This window comes from Acinetobacter sp. ANC_7655, from assembly GCF_056784015.1.
This window is the reverse complement of the sequence record NZ_JBWYJB010000001.1, coordinates 189,570-205,742: the sequence shown is the minus strand read 5'-3', so window position 1 is coordinate 205,742 and position 16,173 is coordinate 189,570. Positions and strand designations below refer to the sequence as shown.

The following is a 16,173-nucleotide window of genomic DNA, read 5'->3' as shown; positions in this document are numbered from 1 at the left end:
TTGGTTGATGAAAAAAAACGAGAATCGACTAATATACTATATGTAAAGAGAATTGCAAAAAAACTAGACTTTTTGGTGCCCATCTAGGAAGCGATCGACAGAATAGCTGATGTATTCGATGGTTTCTTGATCGGTTTCAAGTACTGGTATCCCCATTAAAATTTTCCATTCTAAATTTCTTAAGATTCCAAAATATAATTGAGCAGAAAATAAAGGATTTTCACATTTTAACACACCAAGTTTATGCGCATTTTCTAATGCATTTGCGATCGCTAACTGGATATGTTTAGGGCCTTTTTCGTGCAAATAAAGAGCAAGTTCTGGATTTTTTTGGGATTGCTCAATCACGAGGCGCATAAAGGCAGTATGATCTTCTTTTTTAATGTGGCGATGAAAGTTAAGTAGTGTATGTATCAGATAAGATCTAAAATCGCCATGATCTGGATCATATGCAACACAGATATCTTTAAAAAAGAGTTCACGTCGATAATCACATATAGCAGTAAAAAGGCCTTCTTTGCCGCCAAAATATTTATAAATAGATGCTTTGGAGCCTCCAGCATGTTGAACAATATCATCCAAAGACACAGCATCGTAGCCACGTTCCAAGAATAGCGTATTGGCGCTTAGCAATAATGCTAAACGTCGTTCTTGACCACGGCGAGTATGGGGCATATCACAACCAGAAGTTTCAATATGCGGAAATGGATGTTGCATGCAGTAACAATAGCGAAAAATGAAATTGAAGATGGAGTATAACAAATTAAAGCACTTAACGCCTGACACTCAAAATAATAACAAAATCAAAAAATGAATGATAATTCATTTTTATATGACTAAAGTTTTAGAGCAAAAATACTAAACGGTCATATATCAAACTAAATTTATAGATATACTAAAAACTCGATAATTATAGTAAACACTGTGGAAAGGAATATGACAGAACAATCGTCTGCAGGCTTAAGATTTAGACAAGCATTAGAAGTGGAAAAGCCATTACAAATCATCGGAACTGTAAATGCATATGCAGCAATGATGGCAAAACAAGTTGGCTATAAAGCAATTTATCTATCAGGCGCAGGTGTTGCAAACTATTCCTATGGTCTTCCTGATTTGGGAATGACGAGTTTAGATAATGTGCTTGAAGATGTTCGTCGTATCACTGAACGTGTAGATACGCCTTTGCTTGTGGATATTGATACAGGTTGGGGCGGTGCATTTAATATCGCACGAAGTATCAAGCAAATGATCGCTGCTGGAGCTGCTGCTGTTCATATTGAAGACCAAGTTGCGCAAAAACGCTGCGGACATCGTCCGAATAAAGAAATTGTGTCACAACAAGAAATGGTAGACCGTATTAAGGCTGCTGTTGATGCAAAAACTGATTCTAATTTCGTGGTCATGGCACGTACGGATGCGCTGCAAAAAGAAGGGCTTCAAGCCGTCATTGATCGTGCATGTGCATGTGTTGAAGCTGGAGCTGATGCTATTTTTGCGGAAGCGATGACTGATATAACGATGTATAAAACAGTCTGTGATGCTGTAGGTGTGCCTGTGCTAGCGAATATCACTGAATTTGGTGATACCCCTTATTATACTACCGAAGAGCTAGCAGAACAGGGGATTTCAATGGTGTTATACCCATTGTCTGCGACACGTGCGATGCAGAAAGCAGCATTAGAAGTGATGCATTCAATTCGTAAAGACGGCACGCAAGTGAATGTTATTGATAAAATGCAACAACGAAAAGAATTATACGAGTTCCTTGATTATCATACTTTCGAAAACACACTAGATAAGCTATTCACTCAGGAGAAATAAAAAAATGGCTGAAGGAAAAGTATTGACTGGCGCAGGATTGCGTGGACAAGTCGCAGGTAAAACAGCACTTTCAACCGTTGGGAAAAGTGGTGCAGGCTTAACATATCGTGGTTATGATGTTCAGGATTTGGCGGAAAATTGCCAATTTGAAGAAGTTGCATATTTAATTTTCTTTGGTGAACTACCTACGGCGCAACAACTTGCGGACTATAAAGCAAAACTAAAATCACTGAGAGCGTTACCGCAAGCATTAAAAGAAGTGCTTGAACGTATCCCAGCAGATTCACATCCTATGGATGTTATGCGTACAGGTGTTTCTATGTTGGGTAACTTAGAAACAGAACAGTCCTTTGGTGAACAGCAAGATATAGCTGATCGTATTTTGGCAACATTGCCAGCCATTATTTGTTATTGGTATCGATATAGCCATGATGGTGTTCGTATCGAAGAAAATACTGATGACGACTCAATTGGTGCTCAATTCTTGCATTTATTGCGTGGCGAAAAACCTAATGAATTGCATGAACAAGTCATGAATGTTTCTTTAATTCTCTATGCAGAACATGAATTTAACGCTTCAACATTTACGGCACGTGTGTGTGCTTCGACGTTATCAGATTTACATTCGTGTATTACAGGTGCGATTGGTTCTTTGCGTGGTCCACTGCATGGCGGTGCAAATGAAGCGGCAATGGATATGATTGAGCAATGGAAATCTCCTGAAGAAGCTGAGCGCGAAATGCTGGGTATGCTCGAACGCAAAGAAAAAATCATGGGCTTTGGTCATGCAATTTACAAAGACAATGATCCACGTAATGGGATTATTAAGGTATGGTCTGAGCGCTTGGCTAAGGACGTAGGAGATACTGTTTTATATCCAGTATCAGTACGTTGTGAAGAAGTCATGTGGCGAGAGAAAAAATTATTCTGTAATGCTGATTTCTTCCATGCTTCTGCTTATCACTTTATGGGTATACCAACGAAGCTATTCACGCCAATTTTTGTGATGTCTCGTGCAACAGGATGGGCGGCACATGTGATGGAGCAGCGTGCGGACAACCGTATTATTCGACCAAGTGCAGATTACACAGGACCTGAATTACGCAAAGTTGTACCAATTGAACAGCGTGCTTGAAAAGCATAATAAAAAGCTCCTTCGGGAGCTTTTTATTTTGTTGAGCAGAGTAAAATGGCATCTTGTTTTTCGTAGCCTGTTTCAGTAGGAATACCCATATAACTAATAACTGCAACGCGATAATTGGGGAAAGTGTGAGGAAATGCGTAAAGTTTTTTGATCTGAGGTAAATTACGATGATATCGAATATTCTCGAATTGTTGGCTTTTATACATTGAAGGTTTAGAACTTTGGCTGAGTTGTACCTGAGATTGGAATTTACTTACTTTAATTTCAGGCACGTTTAACCAAAAATTTCCAGTCTGTTCTCTTTGTTTATTTAATTTTAGGTTAGCAGTCTTAGGGCTTAATGGCGCTGGTTTGACAAGGCGAGCTTGAATACTTTGAATTTTGCGAAGCGTATGCTGAGTTTCAGTAATGTGATTTCGGCTATTTAATGGGGTATAAATGGATTGAACCTCAATCGCTTTATGTGGGTTTCTGCTGTTGAGCAAATAATAATAAAGTGTTGGTAGTCGACCAGATTCATCATGGTAATGGCGTAAATAATATATTTTCTGATCTTTAATATCTGAACCTAGTACTTCTATTGTCTCCGGACCGCCGACTGTGGCAAAGGAGGGTGAAGAAATAAGGCAGAAGATGATACCTAGATAAGTTTTATGCTTTAAGTGATTATTGTTCATTTGGACTCATCTTTTTGTATTTTATATTGAGCATGATTTAAAATTTTAGAATTATGATGAAGAATAGGTTAATCAAATGTGTTGATTAACCTAAATCTAGAAGTTTACTCGGCAGTAGTGCTTACAACTTCATCTTCATCATCTTCAGCAGTATCCATTCCTAATTCTTTTAGCTTACGAGTCAAGGTATTGCGACCCCAACCTAAAAGCTCAGCAGCATGGCGTTTTCTTCCTCGAGTTTGTTGTAGTGCAGCATTAATTAAGGTGCGTTCAAACATAGGCGTGGCGATATCCAATAATTTCATTTCGCCATTTTTGAGTTTTTGTACAGCCCACTGACTAAGCAACTCATCCCAATGTTGAATAGCGATACGATCTGCTTGATTGTGTGGATGATTTGGATCATCAGATTTTTGGATTGGTAGTTGTTTTAACTCAGAAGGAAGATCTTCTGGGTAAACCTCTCTTCCAGTAATCATCACTGTCAGCCAGCGACATGTGTTTTCAAGTTGACGTACATTACCTTGCCAAGGCAACTGTTTCATGTATTCAATAGTTTCTGTACGTAAAATCTTTGGACTTACACCAAGTTCTTTACCTGCTCGTGCGAGAAAGTGTTGTGCGAGCATCGGAATGTCTTCCGAGCGGTGAGCAAGTTTAGGAATATGAATACGAATTACATTCAGACGATGATAAAGATCCTCACGGAAGCGTCCATCATGTACTAATTTTTCTAGATCTTGGTGAGTCGCAGCGACAATGCGGACATCAACACGCACTGGAATGTGTCCACCGACGCGATAAAACTCGCCATCAGCTAAAACACGCAATAAACGCGTTTGGGTTTCGAATGGCATGTCCCCAATTTCATCAAGGAATAATGTACCGCCATTGGCTTGCTCAAAACGACCTTGTCGCTGAGTATTAGCGCCAGTGAATGCACCTTTTTCATGACCAAATAATTCAGTTTCAATCAAATCTTTCGGAATGGCAGCCATATTAAGCGCAATAAATGGCTTGCTGCTACGTGGTGAATGACGATGCAATGCATGAGCGACTAACTCTTTACCTGTACCTGACTCACCATTAATTAATACCGTAATGTGTGATTGCGACAAACGTCCAATTGCTCGGAAGACTTCCTGCATTGCAGGAGATTCTCCAATGATCTCAGTTGATTGAATTGGCTGTACGGATGATTTCGCAGATTCTTGTTGTTGGAGCTTATTAATGTGCATGATGGCACGATTGACAAGTGCTAAAGCCTCATCAATATCAAATGGTTTTGGTAAATATTCAAAAGCACCCGTTTGATAGCTTGATACTGCTGACTCTAGATCCGAATGTGCCGTCATGATGATCACAGGTAGATCAGGATAATGACCTTTGACTTTAGCGAGAAAGGTAAGACCATCAATTCCTGGCATCCGTATATCTGTCAAAATTACATCAGGTGTATCATCAAGTAACTGATCCAGTGCAGATTGAGCTTCTTCGAAACTGGTAACATCTAAACCTTCTTCTTTAAATGTTTTTTCTAGAACCCAACGCATGGCGCGATCGTCATCTATTACCCAAATTTTATTTCGCGACATGGTTTAACTCCCAAGGTATATAAAGACTAAATACGGTTTTGCCTGGAACAGATTGGCATTCAATCATTCCATTGTGTTGATGCATAATATTTTGTGCGATGCTCAGACCTAAGCCTGTTCCTTTAGCGCGTCCTGTGACTAATGGATAAAATACGGACTCTAAAATTTCCTCTGGAACGCCAGGGCCGTTATCTTCGATATCAATTCGAACAGTTGAGCGATGTAAAGTTCCGTTAATCGTGACAAGGCGATGAATACGTGTACGCAGGGTTAATTCAGGTTGAGTGTCTTGAAAAAACTCTTTATTTTCAGTCATGGCCTGAATAGCATTTACACTGATGTTCAACATCACTTGAATAAGTTGATCCCGATCTGCTTCAACATCAGGTAAAGAAAGATCATAATCACGAGTAATTTTAATTTTCTTTTTTGTTTGGTTCACAATCAGAGAACGAACGCGTTCCAAGGGCTCGTGAATATTTACAGGTTCATAGCTTGGTAACTGCCGAGAACCGAGCATTGTGTCAGCAAGATTTCTCAGGCGATCTACTTCACTAATAATAATGTCCGTAAATTCTTTATATTCAGGATCAATTAAACTACGTGCCAATAATTGAGTTGCGCCACGTATGCCCCCTAATGGATTCTTAATCTCATGCGCGACACCTCTGATTAATTGGCGTGCGACCTGATGTTGTTGAATAAAATTTTCTTCTTTAGAAATTTTCAACATTCGATCAATTGGATTGAGTTCAATCAGAAGGAGGGGGTGATAACTTTTGCCAGTGTTAAGTTGGGCAACAGAATAGTCAACATGTACATCTTTAAAGTTCACAATAATAGTCGCTTCACGGCGGGTATAAGCTTGCCCCGTGAGTAATGTATTCGTGAGTGCTTCTTCTGTGTTAAATGAATCACCTGGAGATTGTAAAATACTGAGCACAGATTGACCTGATGCTCTTAATAAGCTGATATCAAAGAGTGCTTCACATGAGGAATTTAAATAAAAAATATTTAATTCACTATCGACTAAAAGTATCGCAGTGCTCAAGTTGTCTACGAGTAAACGGTAATCAATCGTTGGTTGTTGATTCATTAACCTCAAAATCCTGTCTTAAAATAGAGCAATTGCATCTATGAGTTTTTCCATCACTGCTCACAAAGAGGGAGTTATTTAATTTTAACGTCCTCAAATAAAGCAAAATATGAGCCAACTTTGTTTGAAATCGTTAAATACAACTAAAATGAACTCATTTATTAAGAAAAAAAGCGCGAAGCGATTGCAAAATATTCATGCAAAGTTGGGTTTATTTAATAATGCATCATATTGGTGCGATTGCAATATTTTTTAAAATTTATAGGAATATTTTGGTGCGTTATGCAAAGAGTGGGGTTTTCAACTGTTTTTATGAATTGAAAAGACATACAATACGCGGATTCTAGTGGAGCGCAGATTCATGAAATCCCCCAAAGTCGGTTTTGTTTCTTTAGGTTGTCCTAAGGCATTGGTAGATTCCGAGCGAATTCTTACTCAGTTAAAAACTGAAGGTTATGATGTAGCGTCGGATTATGACGGTGCTGATTTAGTTGTTGTTAATACCTGTGGTTTTATTGAATCTGCAGTACAAGAGTCATTAGACGCGATTGGCGAGGCGATGAGTGCGAACGGTCGCGTCATCGTAACAGGTTGTTTGGGTAAAGATGAAGAAAAAATTCGTCAAATGCATCCAAACGTACTTAAAGTTACTGGTGCAGCAGCTTATCAAGAAGTAATGGAAGCTGTGCATCAATATGTTCCTGAACCCCCTAAACACAATCCGTTTATTGATCTTGTACCAGAACAAGGTATTCGACTAACACCAAAACATTATGCATATTTGAAGATATCTGAAGGGTGTAACCATCGTTGTACCTTCTGTATTATCCCAAGTATGCGTGGCGATCTGGTATCTCGCCCAGTTGGTTCTGTATTAGAAGAAGCGGCGGCTTTAAAACGATCTGGTGTAAAGGAAGTCTTGGTTATTTCTCAAGATACTTCGGCATATGGTGTAGATACAAAATACAAGCTTGATTTTTGGAATGGTCAGCCTGTAAAAACTAAGTTCTATGATATGTGTGAAGCATTAGGTCAATTGGGTATTTGGGTGCGTCTGCATTATGTCTACCCATATCCACATGTTGATGCGGTTATCGATTTGATGGCACAGGGTAAGATCTTGCCTTACTTAGATATTCCATTCCAACACGCTAGCCCTAAAATTTTAAAACTAATGAAGCGTCCAGCGCATAGTGAAAACACGCTAGAGCGTTTAAAAGTTTGGCGTGAAAAGTGTCTTGATTTAGTCATTCGTTCAACATTTGTTGTTGGCTTCCCGGGTGAAACTGAAGAAGATTTCGTGCAACTTCTAGATTGGTTGAAAGAAGCTCAGCTCGATCGCGTTGGTTGTTTTACATACTCTCCAGTTGAAGGTGCAACTGCAAATGATCTGCCAGATCATGTGCCTGAAGAAATTAAACAGGAACGCTACGAACGCTTTATGCAGGTTCAGCAAGAAATTTCTGCTGCAAAACTACAAAAGCGTATTGGTCAAATCATGACTGTGCTGGTTGATGATCTAGAAGAAGAGTTTCCAGTTGCAGTGGCGCGTTCTTATGCAGATGCCCCTGAAATTGATGGAAATGTCTTTGTTGAAGATATTGATAAGAGCATGATTAAAGCAGGTGATTTACTGGTTGTTAAAATCACTGATGCGGATGAATACGACCTTTATGCAGAATTGATTGAAATTAAAACCGCATAATTGTTTGAAGTAATACTTATAAATGAATTCGGATATTGGAGTTTGTGATGTTAGATTCTAAAAAACCACGCTTTGGTCGTATTCTGCTAAAACTTTCGGGTGAAGCGCTAGCAGGCAATAAAGATATGGGTATTGATGCACAAGTGCTTGATCAAATGTCTTTATCTATTGCTCACTTGGTTGGTCTAGGTGTGCAAGTTGGTATCGTTGTGGGTGGTGGTAACCTTTATCGTGGTAGCCAATTACAGCAAGATGGTTTGGTTGGTCGCGTAACAGGTGATCAAATGGGTATGCTAGCAACTGTGATGAACGGTTTGGCGCTACGAGATGCATTGGTACGTCGTAATATTAAAACCCGTTTAATGTCAGCATTACCAATCGGTACAGTTGTAGAATCATATTCTAGCCGTGATGCGATTCGTCATTTAAATAATGGTGAAGTTTGTGTGTTTGTGGCGGGTACTGGTAATCCATTCTTTACGACAGATACCGCTGCTTGCTTACGTGGTATTGAGATTGAGGCCAACTTAATTCTTAAAGCGACGAAGGTAGATGGTGTCTACAATAAAGATCCAAGCAAATACGAAGATGCTGTTAAATATGATGCATTAACATTTGACCAAGTCTTAGATGAGAAACTTGGTGTAATGGATTTAACCGCGATTTGCTTATGCCGTGACCATAATGTTCCACTTCAAGTATTCGATATGAATAAATCAGGTGCGTTATTGTCAGTGGTTATGGGTGAAAAAGAAGGTACTCACGTTACTAATTGATGTACGTGGCTTTCAAAGCTATTTATACTAAACACTATTTTGATTTAAATTTTGAGAATTAGGTAAGGAAGATCACATGATTAACGATCTTAAAAAAGATGCTGAAGAGCGCATGAATAAATCATTGGACTCATTAGAGCATGGTTTTGCTAAAGTTCGTACAGGTCGTGCACATCCATCAATTCTTAACGGCGTAATGGTTCCTTACTATGGCTCTGATGTGCCATTAAACCAAGTTGCTAACATTGGTGTTGAAGATTCGCGTACATTGCTTGTTCAACCTTTCGAGCGCACCATGGTTGCTGCAATTGATAAAGCAATTCGTGAGTCAGATTTAGGTTTGAACCCAATTACTGCTGATTCAATTCGTGTACCAATGGCGGCATTAACTGAAGAAACACGCCGTGATATGCAAAAAGTGGCACGTAACGAGGCTGAAAATGCAAAAGTTGCGATTCGTAATATTCGCCGTGATGTATTAGGTGATATTAAAGCGTTGCTGAAAGAAAAAGAAATTTCTGAAGACGATGAGCGTCGTGCTGGCGATGAAATCCAAAAAATCACAGATAAATTTGTTGCTGAAGTTGAAAAGCGTTTAGCAGCAAAAGAAGCAGAGTTGATGAAGGTCTAAGCTATATAATGACCATCTCAGCAGAGCTTCTGCCTCAACATGTTGCCATCATTATGGATGGCAACAATCGTTTTGCAAAAAAGAAACATCTACAAAAAGGTGATGGACACCGTGAAGGAAAAAATGTCCTTGATCCGATTGTAGAGCATTGTCGTAAAGTGGGTGTAAAAGCACTTACTGTTTATGCCTTCTCAAGTGAAAACTGGAATCGACCTCAGTACGAAGTTGATTTGCTCATGAAACTGTTGGAAGAGACGATTAATGAACAAATTCCTCGAATGATAAAGTTTCAGATTGGGCTTAGATTCATCGGGGATCGCTCTCGTTTATCGCCAGAATTGCAACAATTAATGTTGCAAGCAGAACAAAGGACTGCTACTTTCACAGAAATGACGCTCACAATTGCTGTGAGCTATGGTGGAATGTGGGATATCGCACAAACTGCTAAAACAATCGCACAACTCGTCAAAGAACAAAAAATTGATGTTGATCAAGTTGATGTTGATTTGTTTGCTCAGCATGTCAGTTTAGGTGACTTACCTCCAGTCGACTTATTGATTCGTACTGGTGGTGATTATCGATTGTCTAATTTTTTATTATGGCAATCTGCATATGCTGAGTTGTATTTTACTGAGACGTTGTGGCCAGAATTCACAACAGAAGAATTGGATCATGCCTTTGGTGTGTTTTTAGGGCGTGAAAGGCGCTTTGGAAAAACCTCTGAGCAGGTCCAACAAGAGAAAATAGAGAACTAATAATGTTAGAGCGGATAATTACCGCATTGATTTTAGTGGCTGTAGTCTTGAGCTGTATGTTTGCAACTACATCCATTTATCCAATGTTAGCGTTAATGATTATCGCTGCCGGGGGGGCTGGCTATGAGTGGTTTAAACTCATGCCTCGTCAAACTGATCAAGTGAATAAATTTAAAGCAGGATGCTTTGGTGTAATCACTGCGGTATTTTCTGCAATTGCGCTTTATTTTGATGATCTAGTACTGCTGTTGTGGAGTGCTTCGATTATTACTTGGGTTATTACCATTTATTGGGTTAAGCAATATCCTCTTTATGATGCGTGGTATAACACTTCACTGAATTGGATTGGTGTAGTGATTATTAGCGCTGCAGTATCGGCAATATACGAAGTCTGGATAAGTTCACCTTGGTGGCTCATGTATCTATTCCTCTTAGTGTGGGGTGCTGATAGTGGGGCGTATTTTGTAGGTAGGAAGCTTGGTAAGCGTAAGCTTGCACCTGAGGTGAGCCCGAATAAATCTATTGAAGGGTTAATCGGTGGTGTAATTACAGTCATCATTGTTATCTTATTTGTACAATTTAGTTATTTAGATTTAACCGCAGTAGAGCATATTCTATTTTTACTCCTATCTGTGCTGACAGTATTTAGCTCAGTTCAAGGTGATTTATTTGAATCAATGATTAAGCGTCGTGCAGGTATTAAGGATTCAGGTCGTATTTTGCCTGGTCATGGTGGTGTATTAGATCGCATTGACTCATTGCTTGCTGCCGCACCTATTTTTGCTGCGGGAATATTTGTTTTAAAACTTGTTGGTGTAGATTTATAGATGTCTCAATCAGTATGTATATTAGGTGTAACGGGTTCAATTGGACAAAGTACCTTAAAAGTCATTGATCGACATCCAGAGAAGTACAATGTTTTTGCGGTATCTGCATTTAGTCGTGTAGAGCAGTTAAGCGAAATATGTCAACAATATCATCCACAGTATGCTGTTGTACCTTCAGGCAAGGTGGATGAACTACATCAATTTTTCAAATTAAAAAATATCACTTCAACCGAAATTCTCTCTGATGAGTCGGGTTTAATCGCTGTTGCTGAGCATCCTCAGGTTGATATCGTGATGGCGGCGATAGTGGGTGCGGCAGGATTATTGCCAACACTCGCTGCTGTTCAAGCTGGTAAGCGTGTTCTTCTAGCAAATAAAGAATCGTTGGTGATGTCTGGTGACATCATGATGAAGGCCGCTAAAGAGAATAAAGCCTTATTATTACCTGTAGATTCTGAACATAACGCAATATTTCAGTGCCTGCCTCAAAATTATTTACAATTAGATACAGGTGGTAAACCCCAGTTAGGTGTTTCACAAATTTTGTTGACTGCTTCTGGGGGGCCATTTTTGCATCATACGCTAGATGAGCTCAGTAAGGTGACACCTGCACAGGCTTGTAAGCACCCTAATTGGTCTATGGGGCAGAAGATATCAGTTGATTCGGCAACGCTAATGAACAAAGGTCTCGAGTTGATCGAGGCCTGTCATTTATTTTCAATTCAAGAACATTTTGTTACAGTGGTTGTGCACCCACAAAGTATTATTCACTCAATGGTTCAGTATGTTGATGGTAGTACTTTGGCTCAAATGGGTAATCCTGATATGTGTACGCCGATTGCACATGCATTTGCATGGCCAAATCGAATTGAAACACATGTTCCTCCGCTAGATTTATTTGTAAACGATACGCTTAATTTTAAGCAGCCTGATACTGTGCGCTTTCCAGCGCTGCAATTGGCTCGTGAAGCAATGAAATCTGGAGGATTGGCGCCTGCGATCTTAAATGCTGCAAATGAAATCGCGGTTGAAGCATTTTTAAAAGATAAAATCAAATTTTTAGATATTCCTAAAGTTGTTGAATCCACTTTGAATCATGTTCAAAATTCAAATGCTGATTCTTTAGAGCTGATCTTAGAGACTGATGCGCTTGCACGTCGCTATGCTATTCAACTCACGAATTCACTGAGTACCTAAGATGAATATACTTTTCATTATCGTCGCGGCTATTTTGCTTCTAGGTCCATTGATTGCAATTCATGAATTTGGACATTACTGGGTAGCACGAAAACTTGGCGTTAAGGTTCTTGTGTATTCAATTGGATTTGGTCCAACAGTTCTAAAGTGGACCTCTAAAAAGTCAGGCATTCAATATCAGCTCTCTGCATTACCTTTAGGTGGTTATGTAAAAATGCTAGATGAGCGTGAAGGTAATGTAAGTGCAGAAGATTTACCTTATGCGTTTAATCGGCAATCTCCTTTAAAACGAATTGCAATCGTTGCTGCGGGACCACTTGTTAATTTAATTTTTGCTGTTTTACTTTTTTGGATTCTGTTCTTACCAGCTCAGGAACAATTAAACACTCGAGTTGGTAAAGTGATTGAAAATACGCCAGCCGCACAAGTAGAGATGCGTTCTGGTGATAAAATCATAGCAGTGGATGGAACTGCGACGCCAACTTGGGAAAAATTGAATTATGCGCTGATTGATCGCGTAGGTGAAACTGGTACGATTCAAATTCAAGCTGATCGTGATGGTCAGGTACAAACTTTTAATTTACCGATTCAGCAATTTCTAAAAGATCAGTCTCAATCACCTTTGGATGTCTTGGGGTTTTTACCATATCGACCTCATATTCAACCAGTGGTTCATAAATTATCTGAAGATGGCGCTGCTATACGCCAAGGGATGAAAGAAGGTGATGTAATTGTCGCGATTGATAATAAAAAAATTAACGATTGGTTTGAAGTTGTTGATATAGTACAAAAATCACCAGAAAAACTATTGAATATTGAAGTGATGCGTCAAGGCGAGATTGTTCAATTAAAGGTCATGCCGCAAGGAAAGCGTGACAATATGGGCAATACGACAGGAATGTTGGGAGTGCAAGCTCAATCTGGTCAGATCAATATTCCTGCTGAATATAAGCATACAATTCAATATAATCCAGCGGAAGCTTTTGTGGTTGCGGTTGAAAAAACGGGTCAATTATCTTCTATGATCCTTGGCTCAATTGTCAAAATGATTCGTGGATTGATTGGGTTGGATAATCTCTCGGGTCCAATTACGATTGCTAAAGTTGCAGGTCAAAGTGCTGAAATGGGGTGGCAAACTTTCATTTCATTTATGGCATTAATGAGTGTAAGTTTGGGGATATTAAATTTGCTTCCGATTCCGATGTTGGATGGTGGGCATTTAGTTTATTACATAATTGAATTAATTCGTGGTAAACCTGTTTCTGAACAAATACAATTGGTTGGATTAAAAATTGGTATGGTGTTGCTGGGAAGTATGATGTTTCTCGCAATATTTAATGATTTTATGCGTTTATAAGCGTTATAGATGGATAATTAACTTACTGGAAAACAATAGGCATGCAGCACAAACATTTATTTATGCCATTGGCACTCGTTAGCGCAATGGCAGCAGTACAACAAGTATATGCAGCAGACGAGTTTATCGCGCGGGATGTGCGTGTTGATGGATTAGTTCGACTAACGCAGGCTAATGTACTCGCAATGTTACCGGTGAATGCTGGGGATCGCATTAATGATCCAGTGATTGCGAATGCGATTCGTGCTTTGTATGCCTCTAATTCGTTTGATGATATTCAAGCTTTCAAAGAAAACGATGTTTTGGTTTTTAAAGTCGTTGAACGTCCTATTATTTCTAAAATCAATTTCAAGGGTAATAAGCTCATTCCAAAAGAAGCCTTGGAAGAGGGCTTGAAGAAAATGGGTCTAGCTGAAGGTGAGGTGCTCACTAAATCTGCACTTCAGACGCTAGAAACCGAGCTTGAACAACAGTATTCACAACAAGGTCGCTACAATGCGGATATTCAGGTTGAAACTGTTGCAAAAGCCAATAACCGTGTAGATGTCAATATTAATTTCATTGAAGGTAAACCAGCTAAAGTTTTTGAAATTAATTTAATTGGTAATACTGTATTTAAAGACGATGAAATTAAGCAAGTCTTTGCTGTTAAGGAAAGCGGATGGTTATCTGTCATTTCCAGAAATGATCGCTACGCGCGTGAAAAAATGGCAGCAAGCCTTGAAGCATTAAGAGCTTTATACCTTAATAAAGGTTATATCAATTTTGAAATTACCAACTCTAATTTGAATATCAGTGAAGATAAAAAAAATATTTTCATTGAAGTTTCAATGAATGAGGGTGAGCAATTTAAATTTGGTGAAACCAAATTTTTAGGTGATGCTTTATATAAAGACGAAGATCTTCGTGCACTAAAGATTTATAAAGATGATGCAACTTACTCACAAGAGTTGGTGAATGCAGTAAAACAGTTGTTACAGCGTAAGTATGGTAATGCTGGTTATTACTATGCGGAAATTAATGTTGTGCCTCAAATTGACAATGAAACAAAAAAAGTTAATTTGAATTATTACATCAATCCGGGTCAGCAAGTTACGGTTAGACGTATTAATTTTACAGGTAATACCAAGACTGCTGATGAAGTTTTACGTCGTGAAATGCGCCAGATGGAAGGTGCATTAGCGAGTAATGAAAAAATTGATCTTTCAAAAGTCCGTTTGATGCGTACTGGATTTTTCAGCAAAGTTGATGTTAAGCCGGTACGTGTTCCAGGAGCGCCTGATCAAATCGATTTGAATATCGCTGTTGAAGAACAACACTCAGGATCAAGTACTTTAGCTGTTGGTTATTCGCAAAACGGGGGTATTACGTTCCAAGCAGGCTTAAGTCAAACTAACTTCTTAGGTACAGGTAACCGTGTAGCGATTGATCTTTCTCGTTCTGAGACACAAGATTATTATAACCTAAGTGTTACTGATCCATACTTTACAATTGATGGTGTCAGCCGTGGTTACAATCTCTATTATCGTAAGACGAAATTAGACGAAGACTATAACGTTAACAACTATGTTACGGATAGTTTTGGTGGTGGTCTGAGCTTTGGTTACCCAATTGATGAGAATCAGAGCTTAAGTGCTGGTATTAATATTGATCAAACTGAAGTAACGACTGGTCCATTTGTTTCTACTTATGTGCGTGATTATTTACTTGCCAATGGGGGTAGGGAAACAAGTACTGGTAAGTATTGTCCAGTCGACTTAGAGCCAATTAAAGATGATAACGGTAATGTAATTGGTTATGAACCTTGCTCTGAACCTGAAGTTGAGTACGGTAATGAGTTTAAAGGTGATTTCTTTACTTATAGTTTAAATTTAGGTTGGTCTTATAACACATTAAATAATCCACGCTTCCCAACGTCGGGTATGTCTCATCGTGTTAATGCAGAGATTGCATTGCCGGGCAGTGATGTTGAATATCAGAAGGTAACATACGATACTCAAGCCTTTATTCCTTTAGGAAAGGATTTTGTATGGCGTGGTTATGGTAAGGTAGGTTTCGGTAATGATTTACCATTCTATAAAAACTATTACGCTGGTGGTTATGGGTCTGTTCGTGGTTATGATAATAGTACATTAGGTCCAAAATATCCGAGTATTACAGATGCTGCTCTAACTAGAGAAGATAGAAACCCTGAAGAGGTGGGGGGTAATGCATTAGTTCAATTTGGCACTGAATTAATCTTACCAGTTCCTTTTAAAGGCGACTGGGCGCGACAGGTCCGTCCTGTTATTTTTGCTGAAGGTGCTCAAGTGTTCGACACTCAATGTGACGTACCTACTGGAAATATTTATTTTGGCGCAACCAACCCGACGGCATTCGATGCTAGACAGTACTGTAAAGATAACTTTGGCTTCGATGCCGGAAATATGCGTTATAGTGTTGGTGTAGGCTTCACATGGATTACGATGATTGGTCCACTATCATTAAGCTATGCGTACCCACTGAATGATAAGCCTGGTGATGAAACTAAGTCTGTTCAATTTGAAATTGGTCGTACTTTCTAGTACGGCCTTTTGCCTTAAAAGGAATAAT

Annotated in this window: 14 protein-coding genes; 10 read left to right on the top strand and 4 right to left on the bottom strand. The window is 39.0% G+C overall.

Translation table 11 applies throughout. The features are described 5' to 3' along the window. Positions 1-63: 63 nt before the first annotated feature. On the bottom strand, positions 64-717 hold the full coding sequence (locus AC1M9N_RS01135; RefSeq protein WP_092766355.1) for a TetR/AcrR family transcriptional regulator: 654 nt from the start codon (positions 715-717) through the stop codon (positions 64-66). Between the two features lie 219 nt (positions 718-936). Between AC1M9N_RS01135 and prpB the strand changes: the two genes are divergently transcribed. Next, positions 937-1,821, top strand: coding sequence for a methylisocitrate lyase (gene prpB, locus AC1M9N_RS01130; RefSeq protein WP_035263679.1), 885 nt, complete (start codon positions 937-939; stop codon positions 1,819-1,821). 4 nt (positions 1,822-1,825) lie between these two features. After that, a complete protein-coding gene (gene prpC, locus AC1M9N_RS01125; RefSeq protein WP_481954123.1) occupies positions 1,826-2,956 on the top strand; it encodes a bifunctional 2-methylcitrate synthase/citrate synthase in 1,131 nt (376 codons plus the stop codon). Positions 2,957-2,988: 32 nt separating this feature from the next. Here prpC and AC1M9N_RS01120 read toward each other — a convergent pair whose 3' ends face one another. The 3 genes from AC1M9N_RS01120 to glnL form a co-directional block, all read right to left on the bottom strand. Next, on the bottom strand, positions 2,989-3,642 hold the full coding sequence (locus tag AC1M9N_RS01120) for an aminotransferase (RefSeq protein ID WP_481588197.1): 654 nt from the start codon (positions 3,640-3,642) through the stop codon (positions 2,989-2,991). A 104-nt stretch (positions 3,643-3,746) separates the two neighbouring features. Continuing rightward, a complete protein-coding gene (glnG, locus tag AC1M9N_RS01115) occupies positions 3,747-5,237 on the bottom strand; it encodes a nitrogen regulation protein NR(I) (RefSeq protein WP_481591044.1) in 1,491 nt (496 codons plus the stop codon). Continuing rightward, positions 5,224-6,333 (bottom strand): nitrogen regulation protein NR(II), encoded by a 1,110-nt coding sequence (gene glnL, locus AC1M9N_RS01110; protein ID WP_481954122.1) that lies wholly within the window; start codon positions 6,331-6,333, stop codon positions 5,224-5,226. Before glnL ends, glnG begins: the two co-directional genes overlap by 14 nt. A 361-nt stretch (positions 6,334-6,694) precedes the next feature. Between glnL and rimO the strand changes: the two genes are divergently transcribed. From rimO to bamA, 8 genes are all read left to right on the top strand, one after another. Beyond that, a complete protein-coding gene (gene rimO / locus AC1M9N_RS01105) occupies positions 6,695-8,038 on the top strand; it encodes a 30S ribosomal protein S12 methylthiotransferase RimO (RefSeq protein WP_481954121.1) in 1,344 nt (447 codons plus the stop codon). A gap of 47 nt (positions 8,039-8,085) precedes the next feature. Further along, the gene (gene pyrH / locus AC1M9N_RS01100) at positions 8,086-8,814 is read left to right on the top strand and encodes a UMP kinase (RefSeq protein ID WP_035263670.1); all 729 of its coding nucleotides are present in this window, start codon (positions 8,086-8,088) and stop codon (positions 8,812-8,814) included. 76 nt (positions 8,815-8,890) lie between these two features. Then, positions 8,891-9,445 (top strand): ribosome recycling factor, encoded by a 555-nt coding sequence (gene frr, locus AC1M9N_RS01095; protein ID WP_035263669.1) that lies wholly within the window; start codon positions 8,891-8,893, stop codon positions 9,443-9,445. A gap of 8 nt (positions 9,446-9,453) precedes the next feature. After that, positions 9,454-10,200, top strand: a complete 747-nt coding sequence (uppS, locus tag AC1M9N_RS01090) for a polyprenyl diphosphate synthase (RefSeq protein WP_481587503.1) — start codon at positions 9,454-9,456, stop codon at positions 10,198-10,200. Positions 10,201-10,202: 2 nt separating this feature from the next. Continuing rightward, on the top strand, positions 10,203-11,027 hold the full coding sequence (locus AC1M9N_RS01085; protein ID WP_481954120.1) for a phosphatidate cytidylyltransferase: 825 nt from the start codon (positions 10,203-10,205) through the stop codon (positions 11,025-11,027). Next, on the top strand, positions 11,028-12,224 hold the full coding sequence (gene ispC, locus AC1M9N_RS01080; protein ID WP_481954119.1) for a 1-deoxy-D-xylulose-5-phosphate reductoisomerase: 1,197 nt from the start codon (positions 11,028-11,030) through the stop codon (positions 12,222-12,224). A 1-nt stretch (position 12,225) separates the two neighbouring features. Further along, entirely contained in the window at positions 12,226-13,581 is a 1,356-nt protein-coding gene (gene rseP, locus AC1M9N_RS01075; protein WP_481592675.1) for an RIP metalloprotease RseP, read from the top strand. Between the two features lie 41 nt (positions 13,582-13,622). Beyond that, on the top strand, positions 13,623-16,145 hold the full coding sequence (gene bamA, locus AC1M9N_RS01070) for an outer membrane protein assembly factor BamA (RefSeq protein ID WP_481588191.1): 2,523 nt from the start codon (positions 13,623-13,625) through the stop codon (positions 16,143-16,145). Positions 16,146-16,173 lie beyond the last annotated feature (28 nt).